Raw genomic sequence first — 21,396 nt, 5'->3', positions numbered from 1 at the left:
TGATCAAAAGGTGACAGGAATGACCCACGCCATGCTCGATGCCAGCCAAAATGCCGCCCGCCCCGAACACGCCGCTGCCGATCACCCCAAGGTGCCGCGTGCGAAAACCGGCGTGCTCCTGGCCAATCTTGGCACGCCCGATCACTACACCTACTGGCCGATGCGCCGCTATCTCAACGAATTCCTGTCCGACCGCCGGGTGATCGACTATAGCCCGTGGAAATGGCAGCCGCTCCTGCAGCTCATCATCCTGACCAAGCGGCCCTTTACCAGTGGGCATGCCTACAAATCCATCTGGAACGAGGAAAAGGGCGAAAGCCCGCTGATGACCATCACCCGCGACCAGACCGCAAAGATGGCAGCGTCGATGCAAGAGCGCTATGGCGATCAGGTGATGGTCGATTTCTGCATGCGCTATGGCAATCCCTCGACCAAATCCAAGGTGCGCCAGATGGTCGAGGCGGGCTGCACCCGCATCCTCTTCTTCCCGCTTTATCCGCATTACGCCGGTGCCACCTCTGCCACCGCGAATGACCAATTCTTCCGCGCCCTGATGGATGAGACATGGCAGCCCATCGCCCGCGTGGTCGAACCCTATTTCCAGAACCCGCTCTATATCGAGGCGCTCGCGCAATCGGTCGAGCGCGCCTATGCTGCGGTCGAGACGCGACCTGAAATCCTCGTCGTGTCCTATCACGGCATGCCGAAACGCTATCTGATGCAGGGCGACCCCTATCATTGTCAGTGCCAGAAAACCACGCGCCTGCTCAAGGAGCGGCTTGGCTGGACCGACACCGAAATAACGACCACATTCCAATCCGTCTTTGGCCCCGAGGAATGGCTCAAGCCCTATACAGTGGATGAGGTCGCGCGGCTGGCGCGCGAAGACGGCAAAAAACGCATCGCCGTCATGGCCCCCGCCTTTTCCGCCGATTGCATTGAAACGCTGGAAGAGATCAACGAGGAAATCCGTGAAAGTTTCGAAGAGGCCGGCGGCGAGAAATTCACCTATATCCCCTGCCTCAATGATGACGACGCCCATATTCGGGCTCTGTCATCTATCGTCGAGTCGAACCTGAAGGGCTGGCTCGACTGATAACGCCGCGTCCCGCAAACAAAAAAGGCAGCGGTTTCCCACTGCCTCTTTTACATAGTGCAGATGCTGGATTAGTCAGCAGCGATAACCGCAGCAACAATTGCCAGCAGAACCAGCGGAACCCACACGCCAGCGGCGGACGAGCTTGCATTGGTTTCTTCAACAACGACCGGTGCCTCAATGACGGGCTCGGACAGGTTACCTGCAAAAGCGGTCGAAGCGGCAGCGCTCAGGGCAGCAGCGAGAACGAGTTTCTTCATGATTATCCTCCAGATATTGGCCTGACGCTGCATAGCGCAACGGCAAGCACCCAAGACTTAACCTCGTAGATTTTTCTAATCAGCAAACTTGATCGAATGCAAATGTATCTTGAGGAGGATAGTGCGAGAAGCGCTAAAATCTCGTCAAATTAGCAACACTTGCGTGCCAACTTTGGTCAAACTGAACAACTCGGCGATGTGTTCATTGTAGAGACCCACACAGCCATTAGATGACCTGCGCCCGATTTTGCGAGTGTCATGCGTGCCATGGATGCGGTAATAGGTCCAGCTGAGGTAAAGGGCGTGGGTTCCCAATGGGTTATCTGGTCCCGGCGGCACAAACGCAGGCCATTCCGGGTTACGCTGGAGCATGGATGGCGTCGGACGCCAGCTTGGCCCCTCGACTTTGCGAACCACTGCGGTCCGGCCACGCCGTGTCAAATCTTCCGTCAGCGGTACGGAAGAGGGGTAAAGTTTGTAAACCGATTGGTCCGCACTCCAGAAATGCACCGCGCGCGAATCGATATCGACCAGAATCGCACCATTGTTGAGACTCGAGAAATATGGTCGCCAATCGAGCATCCTGAAGCCCGAAATATTGCGGCGTACCGTTTCTTCGATATCGCGCTCCATCTCGACAGTATCGTCACTATCAAGGCTCTGCGCGAGGGCAGGCGCACCCATCAATGCTGCGGCACCCGTCAGAAACGTCCGCCGATTCCAAGAAATGCGAGAGTTTGAGGCCATTTGCGTATCTCCACCCGGTCATAGCAGTCATCAACTGAATATATGGCGCGAAGGACGCAGTCGCAAATCAAACAACACCCCTCAGGCAATCTAGCGCGCATGTGGGTTTGAATCGCAACGCAAGCCGGGCTAAAGCAAATGTTGAAACAAATATCAGGTGGTTCTGGATCATGGCGCGTCTCTACATTCTAATGGTGTCGGCTCTTTTGGCTCTTTCGGCCTGCGCCGCACCCCCGGCACCGCCGCAAATAGGCTCTGACGGAAAGCCGCTGCCGCGGGTCTACCGAATCAGCGCCGGCCAAACGTCTGAAATTCAGTTCCGCATGCTCGATTCGGTGAATTCCCTGCGTCAGGCCTCCGGCCAGCCACCGCTCACACTCGATTCGTCCCTTACCGCCGCCGCCGCGACTCATTCCCGTGACATGTCGATCCAGAACCGGCCATGGCATTTCGGCTCTGATGGATCCTCGCCGATCGACCGTATTCGCCGCGTTGGCTATTCTGGCAATCTGGTGGGCGAAACCATATCGGAAACCTACGAGACCGAGCTTCAGACCCTCGCCGCATGGATGGAAGAAGAGGGAACGCGTCGCGTGATCCTGTCCCCCGACGCGCGCAAAATGGGGTTCTCATGGCTTCAGGAACGGGGCGGCAAGATTTGGTGGACTATGATTTTGGGAAGCTGATCACGCATTCAGCGTGATCGGCGTCCCGTCGCGAACCATTGCGTAGACATCTTCCATCTCTCGGTTCTTGACCGAGATACAGCCCGCTGTCCAATCCCGGCTGAGAACGGCAAGAGCATTCGGTTCGCCGTGGATAAAGATATCCCCGCCCGGCGTTTCGCCCATCGCCTCGGCATAGGCAATATCCGCCTCGTTCGGATAGGAAATCCCCAGCGACAGATGAAACGAGCTGTTCGGGTTGCGTCGGTCGATGAAATACTCGCCCTCGGGCGTGCGGCCATCACCCTCGAATCGTTTGTGTCCCGCAGGGGCAAAACCAAGATCGACCTTGTATCGCTTGAGGACCTTGTTGTGATGCAACAGATACATCTCGCGCTCACCCTTGTTGACGATGACTCGCGTCACCTCAGGGCCACGGTAGCTCCGGAATTTGGAATTTGTGCCACAGGCGGACAGAGCACATAGCCCCGCCATCACCACAAAGCGCCTCTTCAGTTTCATTGTTTTTGATCCGCTTACTGCTCGCGACTCTTTTACCTCAAACCAAAGCCCTTGCGGTAGAGATTTTTCACGAAATCACGCGATATTCAGCCTGAATCCCGCCACCAGTTCCACATGTGACGACCACCTGAATTGGTCCACCACCCGCACCGGGCCCATCTTGTAGCCCGCCGCTATGAGAACCCGCGCATCGCGGGCAAATGTCACCGGATTACAGGACACATAGGCCAGACACCGCAGTCGTGATGTGGCGATTTCCGCAATCTGCGCTTCGGCCCCGGCGCGAGGCGGATCAATCACCGCAGCGTCGAACCGCGATAACTCATCCGGCAGGAGCGGACGACGAAAGAGGTCCCTTGTCTCGGTGCTCAGCGGGTAGAGCCCTTCGACCCCACGTCGTCCGGCATCAAGCGCCGCGAGCATCGCCGCATCACCCTCGACCGCATGCACCTGCGCACGCTGCGCGAGCGGCAAGGCAAAGGTCCCACACCCGGAAAAGAGATCAACAATCCGGCGCGCGCCCGATAGAATCGTCTCTGTTTCCGCCAAAAGCGCCGCTTCTCCCTCTGCAGTCGCTTGCAGGAACGCGCCCGACGGCGGCACTACGCGCGCGGCGCCAAACATCTGCTCCGGCGCGCGGCGAGTCACCACAACCTCATCACCCCAGGCCAATCGTGCCCAATCGTGCCGCTCCGCCAGTGACGCCAGCGCGATCCGTAGCGGCCCATCTAACGGCTTGCCGTCCATGACCGCCACGTCAAGCCCAGCGCGTGACTGCGTTACACTGACCGCCAACATAGCCTTTCGGCTCGTGCCGATCTCGGCCAGATCAGAGGCCACCACCAAACCGCGAATCACATCGGGATGGAGCAGCCGACAGTCGGGAACCTCGATGATTACATCACTGCCACGCGCATGAAACCCCGCCATCGCACCCTTTTTCGTGCGCTTTGCGGCAAATGTCGCCCGACGCCGTGATTGCGGTGGCGACACATGGATCGGCAGAAATTCGGGCGTGATCCCATGCGCACTCAGCGCCGAGCGCACAAGGTCTTGCTTCCAGTCGGCGACAAACCCGTCCGAGCCATGTTGCACCTGACAACCACCACAGGACCGAAAATGGCGACAGGGGGCCGTAACCCTGTCCGCCGACGGCGTCACGATCCGTACTTCGGTCAAGGTCTGCCCCACCAGCGTGCCAGACACCCGCTCACCAGGCAGGGTCAGCGGTGCAAAGACTGGGCCTTCGGCGATGCCGTCACCCAGATGGCCCAGTCGTATGATGTCATGCTCGCTCATACCTGCGGCTTTAGCCTGCAAATCGGCCATACGAAAGCCTAGCAGAGCAGATCATCACGGCTGAGGGTAAACCGCGAGTCGATCCAGCGTCTCTCCAACGCCTGCAACCGTGCGCCAAGCGCCGGACCTGAATAGTCCGGCATAAGATCTGCCGCCGCGACAGGGAACCGTGCCGCGGCCCCCATTTTGAGGTTTTCGTCATTCTCAGGGTTCACTGGTGTTTCCAGCCAAGCACCGCGCAAGAGCAGAATCGCCTGACCTTCCTCGACCCCATACCGATAGCCCAGTTCTGCCGCCTGCATCAGCCCTGCAGCCTTCTCTTGCAAATGTGCCAACCGTCTTGTGTCCGATTTCGACAAACGCAACCGTTCCGCCACCGACTCGCCTCCCAGCGCGGCAAGGCGCAAGATCGCATCTGGAGCTATGTTTGTCTCTGTTTCCTGATGGATCAATATCGCCAACGGACGCGCATCGGCCCCGGGCAGTACCGCATTGAGCACCCCAGCCTCCTGCATCGCCGCCACCGATCGTGTCGGATCGGGTGCACCCAAGAGCTTGCACATCTCGGCTCCCACTCGCTCTCGCGACAGCCGTGCCAACCCCTCCAGATTCGCCGCGCAGGCCGCTAGCCCGTCAGCATCAAGGCCGCCCTCAGGGTCGCCATACCAAGCATGAAACCGGAAAAACCGCAGAATCCGCAAATAATCCTCGCGAATCCGTTGATCGGCATTCTCAATGAACCGTACCCGGCGCGCGCGCAGATCCTCTAGTCCGGCTAGTGGGTCAATCACAGTTCCATCGGACTGCGCGTAGAGCGCGTTCATCGTAAAATCGCGCCGCCGCGCGTCGCTGTGGATATCCATGGAAAAGGCCACCACCGCATGGCGGCCAAATGTCTCCACGTCCTCGCGGAAGGTCGTCACCTCATGCGGAATGTGGCTCGATACCACCGTAATCGTACCATGCTCTATGCCTGTCGGCACCGGTTTCAGCCCCGCCGCCGCGGCCAATTCCATTACCACCTCTGGCCGCGCGTCGGTGGCGATGTCTATATCCCCAACTGGCTCACCCAAGAGCGCATTGCGCACGCAGCCCCCGACAAAGAGCGCGAGATGTCCCGCCCCGGTCAGCATGCGACAGACCGCTTGCGTCGCCTCGGCCTCGATCCACGCCCCCGAAACCTTCATTCCGGTCCCGCCAAATCTGCCATGTTGCGTAGAATCCGCGCTGTGGCGCCCCAAATATAATAGGGGCCATAGGGCACCGCATAGTAACGCCGCCAATCCCCACGCCAGCGACGTTTTTCGATCCTGTAGCGGCCCAACTCGAGCACATGCGCCAATGGCACGTCAAACACTTCATCGACCTCGCCCTGCTCGGCGCGTGGCCGAAATGGCCCATGTATCCGTGCCAGAACCGGTGTCACGTCAAACCCGGTGACGGTCTCATGGCGCGGCAGAAACCCCAGAACTTCAACCAATCCACGATCAAGCCCGATCTCTTCCTCCGCCTCGCGCAACGCAGTTGTCGTGATATCCGGATCACCAAGATCCTGTTTGCCGCCCGGAAATGCGATCTGCCCCGGATGATGCCGGAGCTTTGATGACCGCTTGGTGAGGATAACGCGCGTCTCAAATACAGGCACCAACACGGCCGCCGACCGCAACTTGCGCCCCTCTGGCAGAACGACACCTGGGTTCAGATCATAATCCGAAGACGGCGCGCGCTCGGCCCGCAGCGCCAAAAGCACCCGATCGAGCGGGTCAGTCACCGTCCGCGGTCCCATCCTTGGCCTCGAACCCCACGGTTGCCGGGTCCAGCCGGTAATGCGCCCCGCAAAACTGACAATCTGCGGTCACGATGCCCTCATCGGTGGTCATCGTGGCGATGTCGCGCGCCGAATAAATCGACAGGCTGCTACGCACCCGCTCTTCGGAACAGGTGCAGCCAAACCGCACCGCTTGCATGTCAAACACCCGCGGCCCTTCTTCGTGAAACAGCCGCACCAGCAATTCCGTTGGCGTGACCGACGGCCCGATCAATTCCAGATCCTCAACCGTATCGAGCAGAACATTGGCGCGAGTCCAGTTCTCGGCCTCGTCACCCATCAGGATATCTTCCGCCTGCAAGAGCCCGCCTTCGCCCGATCCACCGCCACTGGCAAAGGGCGACGCCTTCGGCATATGCTGTAGCATCACGCCACCCGCGCGCCAATGCTCTCCGCCCTCCGGCTCGGTGGATTTACCAAAACTCAACGCGAATCGCGTTGGCAACTGCTCGGATTGGGCAAAATAGGCCTCAGCACAATGCCGCAGCGCCTCGCCCGCAATGGGTGTAATCCCTTGGTAGGGCGTGGTGCCCTTACCTTGATCCAGCATGACCGCGAAATAGCCATCGCCCAGTTGATCGAATGGGCGCGCATGACTCAAGCGCTCGCGGTCAAAACTGGCATAGGCGCGCATCCGGGCCGGTTCGCCGGGCTCGCTCGGGCCATAATAATCGGTGGCGATCATACGCACCGCGCCGCGCGTCTGCACCTGCAGGGACAGCTTCCAGCGCAATTCGATTGTCTGACCGATCAACGCGGTCAAAAGCGCCATCTCGGCAATCAACGCCTCGACCTGAGGCGGGTAGTCATGCTGTTTCAGGATTCCATCAAGCACTCCGTCCAGACGCACGACGCGGCCACGGATGTCGGCGCGGTCTAGCTGAAATGGCAGGATCGTATCATCCCAAGCGATTCTCTGTCCAAGTGTCATGGGCTTTCCTTTGGGGTCTCGACTTGGCATATCGCGACTGTACCGTCAGGACAAGTCAGGCCCGGGAGACACAAAGTGATCAGACGATTCGGAGAGACGCCAGAACCCGGTATCGCCTACCGTTTGCGACCGGGCGCCTATGCGATCCTGCCGCGTCGCGGGCGGCTGCTCGTCACCCATCAGGCGGACCCGGTGCCAGAGCTGCAATTGCCCGGCGGCGGTATTGACCCGGGAGAGTCGCCGCTCCAGGCCCTTCACCGTGAGGTTTTCGAGGAAACCGGCTGGCTGATTGCCCGACCTCAGAGGCTCGGCGCCTTTCGCCGCTTTACCTATATGCCGGAATACGGGTTTTGGGCCGAGAAGCTCTGCATGATCTACCGCGCTCATCCGGTGCGCCGATTGGGCGCCCCCAGCGAGCCGGGGCATCGCCCAGTCTGGATCACGCCGCAACAGGCGGCGCGCGATTTAGGCAACGCCGGGGATCGGCATTTCGTCAGCCGGGAAACGGGCTGCCTTTGAACTCCAGTAGTACGGCGGAAATATCGTCGTCAAAGTCACTATCCCCCGCAAACTCAGACAGTTTCCACAAAAGAGATTCGAGAAACGCCATCCCGCGCGTCTGTCGCAAATCCCGCAAGATCCGCGCCAGCCCCTCATCGTGGAGCAGATCACCAGACCGACCAGAGCATTCTATCACCCCGTCGGAATGAATCAAAAGCCTGTCGCCCGGCGCCATCATCACTTCGAACTGCTGAAATTCTGCCCCATCAATCAGGCCTACAGGCAAACCACCCGACCCGATAAACTCCACCGTCCCATCCGCACGCTGCAATGCAGGATGCGGATGCCCCGCCTGAGACAGGATCACGCGCCCGGTTTCCAGATCCACATCGGCAAGAACGAGGGTGAAGTAATGCTCGGTCTCCATCTCCGACATGATCAAGCGATTGAGCATTGCAATCGCCTCCGCTGGAGGGCGCGCCACGAAACGACCGTCACGCGTCTTGCGCAGGGCGAGGTTCTGTTCCGGCACCGACGCCGAGAGATACCCCGCCAACCGCGCCGTCATCAGCGCTGAACTGATACCATGACCCGAGACATCAATTCCGTAGAGCCCGATGCGTGTATGCCCAATGGGAAACATGCCGACCAGATCACCGCCAACATGCCCCGCCGATTGCAGCATCAAGGATACCTCTGCCGTGCCGCAATCGCGATAGCGCTCGCTCACCAGCGATTGCTGCAGCTTCTTGGCTTCGATCAAATCACTGTCGAGCGAATCATAGAGCGTCTGTAATTCGTCGAGCGTGGATTTGATCAGCCGGTTCTTCTCGGTTAGCTCGCGCTCCATCCGCAGAATCCGCGCGCCCGCCGAAATTCGCGCGCGCAGCTCCGCGGCATTGACCGGCTTGGTCAAGAAGTCATCGGCCCCGGCATCAAGGCCCAGCGCAACTTCATCCTTGTCACTCTTGGACGTGAGCAGGATGAAATACCCATAAGTATCGCGCGACATCTCTCGAAATCTCTTGCAGAACTCCAGCCCGCTCAATCCCGGCATCATCCAATCACTCATGACGAGATCGGGCGGATCATCACGGCACAGAATCAGCGCGGCGTCGCCTGAATCGGCTTCCTGTACCTCGAATCCCCAGCGCTGCAACGACGCGCTCAGAATTCGCCGTTGCAGGCGGCTGTCATCCACCACGAGCACGCGGCGGATCACCCCGCCGCCCGCATCCGCCTCTGCCGCCTGTTCCATTCGTGATCGCACCCGGGCCACCTTTGTCCTGTCCTGACCCTGTCTAACCACACAAAGTTTAACAGCCCCTGAATGTTAAAATTCGCGCGGCTGTCCCGACGGCATTAACCTTTCCGTAGCTCTTTGCCCGCAGTCTTGCCGCAGGAATCGGAGGCTCAATGATGATCGACTGGAACCGCGTTCAGGATCTGCGCGACGAAATCGGGGCTGATGCCTTTGGCGAGGTGGTGGAGCTATTTCTCGAAGAAGTGGATACCGAAATCGAGAAGCTGCGCCACACTGGCCCCAATCTGCACCTCGAAGGGCATTTACACTTTCTCAAGGGCAGCGCCCTCAACCTCGGCTTTGCCGCCTTTTCTGATCTCTGCCACCGGGGCGAACAGGCCGCTGCAGCCGGTCGATACGGCGCGATCAGCCTGCCTGAAGTTCTGTCATGCTACGCCCACTCAAAATCAGAGTTTCTCTCCGGTCTTGATCGGGTCATCGCCGCCTGAAGCTCAGATCAGAAACTCTGCCAGCACCTCATCACGGGTGATGTCGCGATACTCAAAGCCAGCAGCATCGAGCCGCGTCAGGATCGGCTCGAAATTCTCGGTCCGTGTCGTCTCGATCCCGATCAGAACAGAGCCGAAATTGCGCGCCGATTTCTTGAGATACTCAAACCGCGCAATATCGTCTTCAGGTCCCAATATCTCCAGAAACTCGCGCAGCGCGCCGGGCCGCTGCGGCATCCGCAGGATGAAATACTTCTTCACACCCGAGAACCGCTGCGCGCGCTCCTTGACCTCCGGCAACCTCTCGAAATCGAAATTACCGCCCGAGGTGACACACACCACCGTCTTGCCCCGGATCACGTTTCCCAGATCCTTGAGCGCATCCACCGCCAGCGCCCCCGCAGGCTCCAGCACGATCCCCTCGATATTGAGCATCTCGAGCATCGTGGTGCAGAGCCGGTCCTCTTCGATCACCATGGCCTGCGACGGGTCCAGATCCGCCAGCCGCGCAAAAGTGCGCGCACCGATCTGCGCCACCGCCGCCCCATCGGCAAAGGTGTTCACATGCCGCAGGCGCACAGGTTCGCCCGCTGCCAGCGCCGCCCCGAGGCACGCGCCCCCCGCCGGTTCCACCAGCGTCAGCGCTGCCCGCGCGCCGACATAGCTGCGCACGCCCGCCGATAGCCCGCCACCCCCAACCGGAAGGATTAGATGATCTGGCATGCCGCCCAACTGCGCCTCGATCTCGACCGCAACGCTGGCTTGCCCCTCGATTACGTCCTCATCATCGAACGGCGACAGGAAATGCCCGCCCACCTGCGCGCAATAGGCCTGCGCCGCCGCAAGCGTGTCGTCGAAATAGTCGCCCGTCAGCCGGATCTTGACCGCATCGCCACCAAAGGTCTCGGTCTTGCCAATCTTTTGCTGCGGCGTCGTCACCGGCATGAAAATCACGCCTTTGACCCCGAAATGCCGGCACATATAGGCCACGCCCTGCGCATGATTGCCCGCACTCGCACAGACAAATTGTGTCGTCTCAGGTCGCGCCGCCAAAACCTTGCGCATCGCATTGAACGCCCCGCGCAGCTTGTAGGACCGCACCGGGCTCAGATCCTCGCGCTTGAGCAGGATCTCGGCGCCATAGCGCTCGGACAGGTGATCATTGCGTTGGAGCGGTGTCGGCTCGAACACGGCGCGCATCAAAGCCTCTGCGGCGCGGGCATTTTCCTGAAACTCGGTCATGCCCGCCTCAGTGCCGCAATCGTGCCCCCCTGACAAGGCTCAGAGCGCGCGCTTTTCGATATAATAGCCGTAAAGCGTGGTCAGAACGCTGATGTTGACCAGACCCGACACCACCGTGCCCAGCACCATCAACACGGCCCCGATCACCGGCGCCAAGAGCAGCAGCCCCAGCAAAAGCTGCAGCGCGAATTGCGCCGCACCCAGAATGAGAACAAGGATCAGGACCGTGACGCTGCTGCCTTCGGTCGCGGTCCACGCCTCTTTCAACGTAAGCGGCCGCCCGATCGCCGCCGCAGGCAGCATCGTCGAGAGCCGAAAGAACACCACATTGGCCGCTACAATCACCAAGACACTCACAATGGTGACAATCAGGGGGGCCAGCCCGCCAATAACCCCAACCAGCAGAAAGAGGGGCAACATCAGGCCCATCATCACAAGGCCAAGCCAGAGCGAATGTCCGATATAAGACAGCATGCGATCCGTGCGCAGCATCGGCACCCAGCCTCGGGGATATTCCGCCAAGAGGATAAAGCGGTGCCACGCCACAATGACCCAGAGCGCCAGACCGATCAGGACAAGCGCCAAAAGGATCAGCCCCGCGATCTGTCCCCCCGTCGCACCCTCGGCATCCGTCCCGTCCATCGAGACACCCAGAACCGCAAACAGGGCTATCACCGCGATCCCGATCCCCATCGGCACCAACACAATCCGCACCACCTGCGGCAGGTTGTTGAAAATCATCTGCACCGAATGGATGAAAATACGCCACGCCGCCATAATCGCACCTTTTGACAATTGCCTGATGTGGCTAGCACAACCAGAAGCGCAGTCAACCACGTCCACTTGCCCATCACCGCAAAAGCCGCTACTCCGCCAGCCAGATTTGACGCAAGGGGAATGACATGTCCGCGCCCAAAAAAGTTGTTCTGGCCTATTCCGGGGGCCTCGATACCTCGATCATCCTGAAATGGCTCCAGACCGAATATGGCTGCGAGGTTGTGACCTTCACCGCCGATCTCGGTCAGGGCGAGGAGCTCGACCCCGCGCGCCAAAAGGCCGAGTTGCTGGGGATCAAGCCCGAGAACATCTATATCGAGGATGTCCGCGAAGAATTCGTGCGCGATTTCGTCTTTCCGATGTTCCGCGCCAATGCGCTCTACGAGGGGCTCTACCTCCTGGGCACCTCCATCGCCCGCCCGCTGATCTCCAAACGTCTGGTCGAGATTGCCGCCATGACCGGTGCCGATGCCGTGGCCCATGGCGCCACCGGCAAGGGCAACGATCAGGTGCGGTTCGAGCTTGCAGCCTATGCGCTCAACCCCGATATCAAGGTGATCGCGCCCTGGCGTCTCTGGGATTTGACCAGCCGGACCAAGCTCATTGCCTTTGCTGAAGAAAACCAAATCCCGATCGCCAAGAATAAACGCGGCGAGGCTCCCTTTTCGGTCGATGCCAATCTGCTGCACACCTCCTCCGAGGGCCGCGTGCTCGAAGACCCCGCCGAAATGGCCCCCGATTACGTCTATCAGCGCACCGTCAGCCCCGAGGATGCGCCCGACACGCCCGAATATATCGAAGTCAGCTTCGAGCGTGGCGATGCTGTGGCCATCAATGGCACCGCCCTCAGCCCCGCCACGATCCTGACCGACCTCAACGAATTTGGTCGCAAACATGGCGTTGGGCGGCTCGATTTCGTGGAAAACCGCTTTGTCGGCATGAAATCGCGCGGCATCTACGAGACACCCGGCGGCACCATCCTGCTCGAGGCGCATCGTGGCATCGAACAGATTACCCTTGATAGCGGCGCGGGCCATCTCAAGGATTCGCTCATGCCGCGCTACGCGGAACTGATCTACAATGGCTTCTGGTTCTCACCCGAGCGTGAAATGCTGCAAGCCGCCATCGACAAGAGCCAAGAACATGTCACTGGCACCGTCCGCCTTAAACTCTACAAGGGTTCAGTGTCCTGCGTCGGTCGCTGGTCCGATCACAGCCTCTATTCCGAGGCCCATGTCACCTTCGAGGATGACGCCGGCGCCTATGATCAAAAGGACGCCGCAGGCTTCATCCAGCTCAATGCGCTGCGCCTGAAACTCCTCGCCGCCCGCAACCGCAGGCTCAAGGGCTAACCATCATGGAGGCTGATTTCTGGCATACCCGTTGGGAAAACATGCAGATCGGCTTTCACGAGGGCACGGTCAACCGCATGCTCTCTGCCCATCTCGGCGCGCTGGGCCTTGATCCCGGCGCGCGGATTTTCCTGCCGCTCTGCGGCAAGACCCGTGATATCGCCTGGCTCTTGGTCCAAGGCTATCGGGTTGCTGGTGTAGAGCTCAGCGAAATCGCCGTGAAACAGCTATTTGAAGAGCTGGCCGTCACACCCGAGGTGACAGCGCACGGCCCCCTCAAATGCTATGCCGCAGACGGTTTGGATATTTTCGTGGGCGATATCTTCGACCTCACCGCTGATCTGCTCGGTCCGGTCCATGCCGTTTACGACCGCGCTGCGTTCGTTGCCCTGCCCGACACGATGCGAGGGCGCTATGCCGGGCATCTAGCAGCACTCACCGACCTTGCCCCGCAATTGCTCGTCACCTTTGAGTACGACCAGTCGGTCATGGCGGGCCCGCCCTTTTCCCTCTCCGAGGCAGAGGTACGCGCGCAATACGGCACACGCTACCAGATCACACAGCTTGCCGATCTCGACGTGCCCGGCGGGCTCAAGGGTGTCTGCCCCGCGCGGGAAAAGGCCCTGCGCCTGACAGCGATCTAGCAGCCATCCGCTCACGTGCAGCGAAACATTGCTCAATAGACCGTGACATCCCGGTGTCGTGCGTTGGTGAGCCGCGCGATTTGCTGCATGATAGCAATCAAACAGGAGGGCAATCCAATGAACGCACATCTTCGGGAGATCAAGGCGGCGGCTCTGGCGATGCTGATCATCGTTGGGCTCTGCGTTAACAGTAGCCGGGCGCATGCCGCCGCGACCGAGACTTTGGTTGTTGCAGGCGGTTGCTTCTGGTGCGTCGAATCAGACTTTGAACAGGTCAAAGGCGTGATTGAGGCCGAGTCGGGCTTTACCGGCGGCACGGTGGAGAGCCCGAGTTACAAACAGGTAACGGCCGGTGGCACTGGCCATTTCGAGGCGGTTCAAATTACCTTTGACCCGGCACAGGTCAGCCGCGCGCAATTGCTGCACCTCTTCCTGCGCTCGGTCGACCCAACCGACGCCGGTGGCCAGTTCTGCGACCGGGGCGATAGCTATCGCACAGCGATTTTCGTCACTGATCCAGCACAAGAGCAGATCGCCCAGAGCGCTATAACCAAAGCCCAGGTGGCCTTGGGACGGGACATCGTCACGCCAATCCTTGACGCACAGACCTTTTATCCCGCCGAAGCCTATCATCAGGATTACTACAAAAGCACCGAGATCGTGCTGACCCGCTTTGGCCCCCGAACCAAGGCCAAGGCCTATAAACTCTACCGTGAGGCCTGCGGACGGGATACCCGCGTCCAAGAGCTTTGGGGCAAGGACGCTCCTTTCACCAGCGGCTCTTGACCGCAACGGCCCTCGAGCGCCCAAGCTGCGCTTTGGGCTTTCGCCACCTGACACAGATTTGTAAGGTCAGCCCCAAGAACCAAAGGGGGCAAGGTGAGTAACGCGGGACCAACCGTCACGCCGATGATGGCACAGTATCTGGAGATCAAGGCGCACTATCCAGAGGCGCTCTTGTTCTACCGGATGGGTGATTTCTATGAGTTGTTCTTTGACGATGCCGCCGCCGCCGCCGAGGCGCTCGATATCGCACTGACCAAACGTGGCAAACACCTCGATCAGGACATTCCAATGTGTGGCGTGCCCGTTCACGCCGCCGAAGGTTATCTTCTTACCCTGATCCGCAAAGGGTTCCGGGTCGCGGTCTGCGAGCAGATGGAAGACCCCGCCGAGGCCAAGAAACGAGGTGCGAAATCGGTGGTGCGCCGCGAAGTTGTGCGCCTTGTTACCCCCGGCACCCTGACCGAAGAGAGCCTGCTGGACGCCCGGCGACACAATTATCTCACGAGCTTTGCCAATGTGCGCGACGCGGGCGCGCTGGCGTGGGTCGACATTTCGACCGGCGCATTTCATGTCATGCCGATGGCAACTGCCCGGCTCGGCCCCGAACTTGCCCGCCTTGCCCCGCGCGAGGTGCTGCTGGCTGAGGCAGATGTTCTGAGTTTAGCCGAAACAGTCTCTGAGTCTGGGGCATCATTGACGGCTCTGGGCCAAGCAGCTTTTGACAGCACCGCAGGAGAGCGGCGGCTTTGCGCCCTCTTCGGTGTCGGTACGCTTGACGCTTATGGCCAATTCACACGACCCGAGATCGCCGCGATGGGTGCCATCGTCGATTGGCTCGACATCACGCAAAAAGGCAAGCTGCCGCTGTTGCAGCCCCCTGTGCGCGAGAGCGAAGCACGCGTGATGCAGATCGACGCCGCCACAAGGCGCAATCTCGAACTGACCCACGCCCTGAATGGTGGCCGCGCCGGATCCTTGCTCGCCACCATCGACCGCACCGTCACGCCCGGCGGTGGGCGGCTCTTGGAGCGTCGGTTGTCGAGCCCAAGCCGGGCGCTTGACGTGGTGCAGGCGCGACTCGAGTCAGTGCAATTCGCGGTGGAACAGTCTCGAATTTGCGCCGATCTACGCGACACCTTGCGCAAGGTGCCTGACCTTGATCGCGCCCTCTCTCGCCTTGGGCTTGACCGGGGCGGTCCTCGGGATCTGGCGGCGGTGCGCAATGGCTTGTCCCAAGCGGCGAACATTGCCGAACGGCTCACGGACAGTGACTTGCCGCCGCTCTTGGCCGAGGCGGTCTCAGGCCTCACTGGGCATGACACACTGCTGGACCTGCTGGATCAGGCACTGATTGCAGAGCCGCCGATTCTGGTGCGCGATGGCGGCTTTATCGCGCCCGGCTTTGACGGAAGCCTCGATGAGGCGCGACAATTGCGCGACGAGGGGCGCGGCGTGATCGCGCGGATGCAGGGCGAGTTCATTCAGCAAACCGGCATTCAGTCGCTCAAGATCAAGCACAACAATGTGCTGGGGTATTTCATTGAAGTGACCAGCACACATGCCGACCGCATGTTGACGCCCCCGCTGAACGACCACTTCAAACACCGCCAGACCACCGCAAATCAATTGCGCTTTACCACCATCGCGCTAACCGAGATGGAAACCCGTATTCTCAACGCGGGAGGTCGGGCGCTGGAGATTGAAAGGCGGCTCTATGACGACCTGAAAACCGCGATTCTGGCGCGCGCCGCCGAGATCGCCCAAACCGCGCGCGGGCTGGCGGAAATTGATCTGTCCACCGCACTTGCTGATCTGGCTCGTGCCGAGACCTGGTGTCGACCCAAAGTGGATCAGAGTCGCGCCCTTCGGATCACAGGCGGGCGGCATCCGGTGGTAGAGCGCGCCCTGCGTGCCCAAGGCGGCGCGCCCTTCATCGCCAATGAGTGTGATCTTGGCGATGACAGTGATATCTGGCTGCTGACTGGACCGAATATGGCGGGAAAATCCACCTTTTTGCGTCAGAATGCGTTGATTGCCCTTCTGGCGCAAATGGGCAGCTATGTGCCCGCGAGATCGGCGCATATTGGCATGGTCAGCCAGCTCTTCAGCCGCGTCGGGGCCTCGGACGATCTCGCGCGCGGCAGATCGACCTTCATGGTCGAGATGGTTGAAACCGCGGCGATCCTCAATCAGGCGGACGATCACGCGCTCGTCATTCTGGATGAGATCGGTCGTGGCACCGCCACCTATGACGGTCTGAGCATCGCTTGGGCCACGCTGGAACACCTGCATGATGTGAATGGCTGCCGCGCGCTCTTTGCGACCCATTACCATGAGCTGACCAACCTCAGTGACAAACTCGCACGCGTCGAGAATGCCACCGTGACCGTCAAGGAGCACGACGGCGACGTGGTCTTCATGCACGAAGTGCGTCGTGGAGCAGCGGATCGCAGCTATGGCGTTCAAGTGGCGAAGCTGGCTGGCCTGCCCGCTGCGGTCGTGGCGCGGGCAAGGGTCGTGCTTGACGCATTGGAGCGAGGTGAGCGGGAGGGCGGTGGCGCGCAACGGGCCCTGATTGATGATCTGCCGCTCTTTGCCGCGACGCCCCCGCCGCCGCCCACCCCGACAAGGCGCCACTCGGTGGTGGAAAAACGGCTGGAGGATATTCTACCCGACAGCCTTAGTCCACGCGAGGCGCTCGACCTGATATATGAGCTCAAGGCCCTGGCAACCGACACGGCGAGCAAGGCGGGCTGACACCCACGCGACACTCAACCCCGGTTAGACGACACCCCGACCTGCGCCGGTCGCAGGATGCGGTCATGGAGCATGAACCCTTGGGTCGAAACCTGAATGATCTCGCCTGCCTTGGTGCCGGGCAGCGGGGCCTCGAACATCGCTTCATGCTGCTGCGGATCAAAACGGTCGCCGACCTGCGGATCTATCACTGTGATGCCGTGCTTGGTGAAGACATTGCGCAGCTCGCGCAGCGTCAGCTCGATCCCTTCGAACAGTGCCGCCGACCCGGCGCGCTGCTCTTCGGTCACGGTTTCAAGCGCACGTTTCAGATTGTCATAGATCGGCAACATATCACGCGACAGCTTCGATCCACCATAGTTCTCTGCCTCACGGCGATCCTTTTCGGACCGCTTGCGAGCGTTCTCCGCATCCGCAAGCGCACGCATGAACTTGTCGCGCAGGGCGTCCCGCTCCGCGCGCAGGGAGTCAAGCTCGAGCGCCTCATCGCTGATGTCTTCATCCATTTGCTCACGCTCTGCGGCGGCTGCTTCTTCGATATCGTCGAGAAAGCTGTCTTCTTTCGGCTCTGCCATTCTTCACCTCTAGCTCCGGTCGGAGATCAGTTTGCCCACGAGTTGCGCCGTGTAATCCACAATCGGCACAATCCGTCCATAGTTTAGGCGCGTCGGGCCAATAACGCCCACCGCACCGATGATCTTACGGTCAGCGTTCATATATGGAGAGACCACCAAAGAGGAACCCGAAAGTGAGAAAAGTTTGTTCTCAGAGCCAATAAAAATGCGCACACCGGCCCCTTCATCGGCCAGTTCCAGAAATTCGGCAATGTCGCGCTTGCGCTCCAGATCATCGAACAGGATTCGAATCCGCTCCAGATCCTTTTCTTCGGCGGTCGTGCTCAACAGATTGGCGCGGCCCCGCACGATCAAACGCTCGTAATGGTCGCCCTCGCCCTCCCACACGGCTAGGCCACTGTCGATCAGATCGCGGGCAAGCTGATCGATCTCCTGCCGCCGCGCAGAAATCTGCCGCGCGATCACGGTTTGCAGGTCCGACAACGTTTTTCCCTCAATCAATGCATTGAGGAAATTCGCTGCCTCGCGCATCGAACTGGGCGTTTGTCCCGGTGGTGGCGTAAAAATGCGGTTCTCAACATGGCCATCCGAAAACACCAGCACGACAAGGGCACGATCATGGCCGAGACTGACAAACTCGATATGCTTTATCGGCGCCTCATGTTTGGGAGCGAGCACCAATGACGCCCCCCGTGTCACCCCTGACAGGGCCGCCCCGATCCGGTCGAGCGCTCCGGCGACATCCTGCGAATTGCTGCCGACGGTCGCATCAATCGCCTGACGGTCGGTCGCTTCGAGATTGCTGACCTCGAGCAAGCCATCCACGAACATGCGCAGCCCCTCTTGGGTCGGAATACGCCCAGCGCTGATATGCGGGCTGCCCAAGAGACCCATATACTCCAGATCCTGCATCACGTTGCGGATCGTGGCGGCGCTGACCTTTTCGCTGAAATCCCGCGTCAGGGTCCGCGAGCCAACCGGGTCGCCCTTGGCAAGATAGCTTTCGACCACGCGACGGAACACCTCGCGCGAGCGGTCGTTGAGCTGATCCAGAAGCGAACTGGCGTCATTCATCAGATGGTATTCCTGTCTAGGATGTCATTAAAGACTGCGCGCGGCAAAGGTCAATCGGGGTTGCCATCACAGGCCTTGCACATATATCCCGGAGCCAACAGTGAAAGGGACATGTAATGCGACCTTCGGGTAGGAATTTAAGCGAAATGCGGCCAGTTTCAATCGAAACCGGTGTTTTGAAACATGCCGAAGGCTCCTGCCTGATCAAGATTGGCGATACGCATGTGCTCTGCACCGCCACAATCGAAGAGCGCGTGCCGCCATTTGTCAAAGGGTCGGGTCTGGGTTGGGTCACGGCGGAATATGGGATGCTGCCGCGCTCGACCAACAGCCGCATGCGCCGCGAGGCTACGGCGGGCAAACAGGGCGGGCGCACAGTCGAGATTCAACGCCTCATAGGTCGCAGCCTGCGCGCGGGCGTGGACCGGGTCGCCCTGGGTGAACGACAGATCACAGTCGACTGCGATGTGATCCAAGCGGATGGCGGCACGCGCTGCGCCTCTATCACCGGCGGCTGGGTCGCACTCAAATTGGCGGTTCAGAAATTGATGAAGGCAGGCGATGTGATCAGCGATCCGTTGATTGACCCCGTTGCGGCGGTATCCTGCGGGATCTATGCGGGGCAACCTGTTCTCGACCTCGACTATCCCGAAGATAGCGAGGCCGGTGTGGACGGCAATTTCATCATGACCGGAAGCAAACGCCTGATCGAGGTGCAGATGAGCGCCGAAGGCTCGACCTATAGCCGTGATCAGATGAATACCCTGCTAGATCTGGCCGAACAAGGCGTTGATCTTCTGGTCGCGAAACAGCGCGAGGCAACGGGTGCGTAAATTCACCGACGATCGGCTTCTGGTCGCCACCCATAACGCGGGCAAGCTGGGGGAAATTACCGCCCTGCTTGCGCCCTATGGTGTGGAAGTCGTGGGCGCGGCTGCCCTCGGCCTCGAAGAGCCAGATGAAACCGAGACAACCTTTCTTGGCAACGCGAGGATCAAGGCCCATGCGGCTGCGCGCGCCACGGGTTTGCCGGCCCTGTCGGACGATTCGGGTATCGTGATTGACGCCCTGGATGGCGCACCTGGCGTCTATACCGCAAATTGGGCCGAAACAGAGACGGGTCGCGACTTTGGTATGGCCATGCGCCGGGCCCATGACGCGCTGGTTGCGAGCAAGCAGGCGCAACCCTGGACGGCTCGGTTTTGTTGTACTCTGGTCCTTGCTTGGCCGGACGGGCATGATGAAGTCTTTGAGGGTACGGCCGAAGGGTGGGTGGTCTGGCCGATGCGCGGCGCGCAGGGCCATGGCTATGATCCGATGTTTCAGCCGCTTGGCCATGACGTGACCTTTGCCGAGATGGCCCCGACAGAGAAAAACCGGATCAGCCACCGCGCCGATGCGTTCCGCAAGCTGGTTGCAGGTTGTTTTGCCTGAGGATTGGCAAGATGGGGGCTTTGGGCTCTATATTCACTGGCCCTTTTGCGAGGCCAAATGCCCCTATTGCGACTTTAACAGCCATGTGGCGCGCGAGATTGACCAAACCCGTTGGTGCAATGCCTATTTGGCCGAGACTGATCGCTATGCCGCTCTTTTACCGGGTCGGGTTCTCAACACCGTCTTCTTTGGCGGCGGCACGCCCAGCCTCATGGCACCTGAATCGATCGCAGCGCTCATAGAGCGGATCAAGGCCTCATGGCCCATGGCCAATGCGCCCGAGATAACCCTAGAGGCCAATCCAAGCTCGGTCGAAGCTGGACGCTTTCGTGCTTTTGCCGAGGCAGGTGTAACACGTATCTCAATGGGCGTGCAGGCCTTGAACGACATAGATCTCAAACGCTTGGGACGTATACATTCAGTTGCAGAGGCGAGGCAAGCCTTTGATATAGCAAGAGAAAACTTTGATAGAGTGAGCTTTGATCTTATCTACGCGCGCCAGGATCAAACCCTTGACGCCTGGAAGGCGGAATTGCGCGAGGCTCTGGCAATGGCGGTGGATCATCTGTCGCTCTATCAACTGACCATAGAGACAGGCACGGCATTTGGGGACCGCTATGCAGCGGGAAAGCTGCGCGGCTTACCAGAGGATGAGGCGGCGGCGGATATGTATGAGGCAACGCAGGAGATCTGTGACGCTGCAGGACTGCCCGCCTATGAGGTTTCAAATCACGCGCGGCCGGGGTCCGAATCGCGTCATAACCTGATCTATTGGCGCTATGGAGATTACATCGGCATCGGTCCGGGCGCACATGGCCGCATCACACGCAATGGGCAGAAACACGCGACCGAGGCCCATCGTGCGCCGGGGCGCTGGCTCGACTCGGTGGAAACGGCCAGTTCAGAGCGTAAGCCAGTGCGCCTGTCAGGACAGGATCAAGCGGTTGAATATCTCTTGATGGGTCTGCGTATTTCCGACGGCATTGATCCGGGCCGGTTTGAAAAACTTGCAGGCCAACCGCTTTCGCCCCACGTCGTTGATCACCTGCAACAAATCGGGATGATCGAGCCGCTAGGCACCCGCCTTCGTGCGACCCGCGCCGGACGCGCCGTGTTGAATGCTGTGATTCGCGATCTGCTGCCAGACGTGTGAA

General features: G+C 60.0%; 23 protein-coding genes. 11 read left to right on the top strand and 12 right to left on the bottom strand.

Annotated features, from left to right (window positions below):
* Window positions 1-31: 31 nt before the first annotated feature.
* On the top strand, window positions 32-1,096 hold the full coding sequence (gene hemH, locus ACSSVY_RS00325) for a ferrochelatase (RefSeq protein WP_454267817.1): 1,065 nt from the start codon (window positions 32-34) through the stop codon (window positions 1,094-1,096).
* A 71-nt stretch (window positions 1,097-1,167) separates the two neighbouring features.
* Here hemH and ACSSVY_RS00320 read toward each other — a convergent pair whose 3' ends face one another.
* Both ACSSVY_RS00320 and ACSSVY_RS00315 read right to left on the bottom strand, forming a co-directional pair.
* Window positions 1,168-1,356: a hypothetical protein gene (locus tag ACSSVY_RS00320; protein ID WP_037247631.1), complete on the bottom strand. Its 189-nt coding sequence runs from the start codon at window positions 1,354-1,356 to the stop codon at window positions 1,168-1,170.
* A 144-nt stretch (window positions 1,357-1,500) separates the two neighbouring features.
* Window positions 1,501-2,103 (bottom strand): L,D-transpeptidase, encoded by a 603-nt coding sequence (locus tag ACSSVY_RS00315; protein WP_454267387.1) that lies wholly within the window; start codon window positions 2,101-2,103, stop codon window positions 1,501-1,503.
* 170 nt (window positions 2,104-2,273) lie between these two features.
* On the opposite strand from ACSSVY_RS00315, the gene ACSSVY_RS00310 reads away from it, so the two are divergent.
* Window positions 2,274-2,789, top strand: a complete 516-nt coding sequence (locus ACSSVY_RS00310; protein WP_454267816.1) for a CAP domain-containing protein — start codon at window positions 2,274-2,276, stop codon at window positions 2,787-2,789.
* Here the strand turns inward: ACSSVY_RS00310 and ACSSVY_RS00305 are convergent, their stop codons facing one another.
* The 5 genes from ACSSVY_RS00305 to hslO form a co-directional block, all read right to left on the bottom strand.
* Window positions 2,790-3,290, bottom strand: coding sequence for a L,D-transpeptidase family protein (locus ACSSVY_RS00305; protein WP_454267386.1), 501 nt, complete (start codon window positions 3,288-3,290; stop codon window positions 2,790-2,792).
* Window positions 3,291-3,365: 75 nt separating this feature from the next.
* Window positions 3,366-4,589: a class I SAM-dependent RNA methyltransferase gene (locus tag ACSSVY_RS00300; RefSeq protein ID WP_454267385.1), complete on the bottom strand. Its 1,224-nt coding sequence runs from the start codon at window positions 4,587-4,589 to the stop codon at window positions 3,366-3,368.
* A 38-nt stretch (window positions 4,590-4,627) separates the two neighbouring features.
* Window positions 4,628-5,776 carry a CCA tRNA nucleotidyltransferase gene (locus tag ACSSVY_RS00295; protein ID WP_454267384.1) on the bottom strand — a complete coding sequence of 383 codons (1,149 nt, stop codon included), beginning with the start codon at window positions 5,774-5,776 and terminating at the stop codon, window positions 4,628-4,630.
* A complete protein-coding gene (locus ACSSVY_RS00290) occupies window positions 5,773-6,375 on the bottom strand; it encodes a CoA pyrophosphatase (RefSeq protein ID WP_454267383.1) in 603 nt (200 codons plus the stop codon). The genes ACSSVY_RS00295 and ACSSVY_RS00290 overlap by 4 nt, the downstream gene beginning before the upstream one ends.
* On the bottom strand, window positions 6,353-7,348 hold the full coding sequence (gene hslO, locus ACSSVY_RS00285; RefSeq protein WP_454267382.1) for an Hsp33 family molecular chaperone HslO: 996 nt from the start codon (window positions 7,346-7,348) through the stop codon (window positions 6,353-6,355). The genes ACSSVY_RS00290 and hslO overlap by 23 nt, the downstream gene beginning before the upstream one ends.
* Window positions 7,349-7,423: 75 nt before the next feature.
* Between hslO and ACSSVY_RS00280 the strand changes: the two genes are divergently transcribed.
* Window positions 7,424-7,867 carry an NUDIX hydrolase gene (locus ACSSVY_RS00280; RefSeq protein WP_454267381.1) on the top strand — a complete coding sequence of 148 codons (444 nt, stop codon included), beginning with the start codon at window positions 7,424-7,426 and terminating at the stop codon, window positions 7,865-7,867.
* On the opposite strand, the gene ACSSVY_RS00275 is transcribed toward ACSSVY_RS00280, so the two are convergent.
* Window positions 7,842-9,107, bottom strand: a complete 1,266-nt coding sequence (locus ACSSVY_RS00275; protein WP_454267380.1) for a PP2C family protein-serine/threonine phosphatase — start codon at window positions 9,105-9,107, stop codon at window positions 7,842-7,844. The genes ACSSVY_RS00280 and ACSSVY_RS00275 overlap by 26 nt on opposite strands.
* Before the next feature lie 158 nt (window positions 9,108-9,265).
* Between ACSSVY_RS00275 and ACSSVY_RS00270 the strand changes: the two genes are divergently transcribed.
* On the top strand, window positions 9,266-9,601 hold the full coding sequence (locus ACSSVY_RS00270; RefSeq protein ID WP_454267379.1) for an Hpt domain-containing protein: 336 nt from the start codon (window positions 9,266-9,268) through the stop codon (window positions 9,599-9,601).
* Window positions 9,602-9,604: 3 nt separating this feature from the next.
* On the opposite strand, the gene ilvA is transcribed toward ACSSVY_RS00270, so the two are convergent.
* Both ilvA and ACSSVY_RS00260 read right to left on the bottom strand, forming a co-directional pair.
* On the bottom strand, window positions 9,605-10,843 hold the full coding sequence (gene ilvA / locus ACSSVY_RS00265; RefSeq protein WP_454267378.1) for a threonine ammonia-lyase IlvA: 1,239 nt from the start codon (window positions 10,841-10,843) through the stop codon (window positions 9,605-9,607).
* Window positions 10,844-10,882: 39 nt separating this feature from the next.
* Window positions 10,883-11,620: a threonine dehydratase gene (locus tag ACSSVY_RS00260; protein ID WP_454267377.1), complete on the bottom strand. Its 738-nt coding sequence runs from the start codon at window positions 11,618-11,620 to the stop codon at window positions 10,883-10,885.
* A 125-nt stretch (window positions 11,621-11,745) separates the two neighbouring features.
* On the opposite strand from ACSSVY_RS00260, the gene ACSSVY_RS00255 reads away from it, so the two are divergent.
* The 4 genes from ACSSVY_RS00255 to mutS all read left to right on the top strand — a co-directional run bounded on the left by ACSSVY_RS00255 (window position 11,746) and on the right by mutS (window position 17,159).
* Window positions 11,746-12,972, top strand: coding sequence for an argininosuccinate synthase (locus tag ACSSVY_RS00255; protein WP_454267376.1), 1,227 nt, complete (start codon window positions 11,746-11,748; stop codon window positions 12,970-12,972).
* A gap of 5 nt (window positions 12,973-12,977) precedes the next feature.
* Window positions 12,978-13,616, top strand: coding sequence for a thiopurine S-methyltransferase (gene tmpT / locus ACSSVY_RS00250; protein WP_454267375.1), 639 nt, complete (start codon window positions 12,978-12,980; stop codon window positions 13,614-13,616).
* A 117-nt stretch (window positions 13,617-13,733) separates the two neighbouring features.
* A complete protein-coding gene (gene msrA, locus ACSSVY_RS00245; RefSeq protein WP_454267374.1) occupies window positions 13,734-14,402 on the top strand; it encodes a peptide-methionine (S)-S-oxide reductase MsrA in 669 nt (222 codons plus the stop codon).
* A gap of 123 nt (window positions 14,403-14,525) precedes the next feature.
* Window positions 14,526-17,159 (top strand): DNA mismatch repair protein MutS, encoded by a 2,634-nt coding sequence (mutS, locus tag ACSSVY_RS00240; RefSeq protein WP_454267815.1) that lies wholly within the window; start codon window positions 14,526-14,528, stop codon window positions 17,157-17,159.
* A 14-nt stretch (window positions 17,160-17,173) separates the two neighbouring features.
* Here mutS and ACSSVY_RS00235 read toward each other — a convergent pair whose 3' ends face one another.
* Together ACSSVY_RS00235 and hrcA are read right to left on the bottom strand one after the other, a co-directional pair.
* Entirely contained in the window at window positions 17,174-17,734 is a 561-nt protein-coding gene (locus ACSSVY_RS00235) for a nucleotide exchange factor GrpE (protein WP_454267373.1), read from the bottom strand.
* Between the two features lie 9 nt (window positions 17,735-17,743).
* Complete coding sequence (gene hrcA / locus ACSSVY_RS00230) at window positions 17,744-18,808, bottom strand: heat-inducible transcriptional repressor HrcA (protein WP_454267372.1); 1,065 nt, start codon at window positions 18,806-18,808, stop codon at window positions 17,744-17,746.
* 116 nt (window positions 18,809-18,924) lie between these two features.
* Between hrcA and rph the strand changes: the two genes are divergently transcribed.
* From rph to hemW, 3 genes are read left to right on the top strand one after another with little or no spacing between them, the layout of a single operon-like run.
* A complete protein-coding gene (gene rph / locus ACSSVY_RS00225) occupies window positions 18,925-19,641 on the top strand; it encodes a ribonuclease PH (protein WP_009816789.1) in 717 nt (238 codons plus the stop codon).
* The gene (gene rdgB / locus ACSSVY_RS00220; protein ID WP_454267371.1) at window positions 19,634-20,242 is read left to right on the top strand and encodes an RdgB/HAM1 family non-canonical purine NTP pyrophosphatase; all 609 of its coding nucleotides are present in this window, start codon (window positions 19,634-19,636) and stop codon (window positions 20,240-20,242) included. Before rph ends, rdgB begins: the two co-directional genes overlap by 8 nt.
* Window positions 20,205-21,395 carry a radical SAM family heme chaperone HemW gene (gene hemW, locus ACSSVY_RS00215; protein WP_454267370.1) on the top strand — a complete coding sequence of 397 codons (1,191 nt, stop codon included), beginning with the start codon at window positions 20,205-20,207 and terminating at the stop codon, window positions 21,393-21,395. The genes rdgB and hemW overlap by 38 nt, the downstream gene beginning before the upstream one ends.
* The last annotated feature ends 1 nt before the right edge of the window (window position 21,396 follow it).

The sequence above is a fragment of the Roseovarius sp. MBR-51 genome (genome assembly GCF_053628575.1).
Note: the sequence above shows the minus strand (reverse complement) of the source record. Positions and strands in the feature narration are given on the sequence as shown.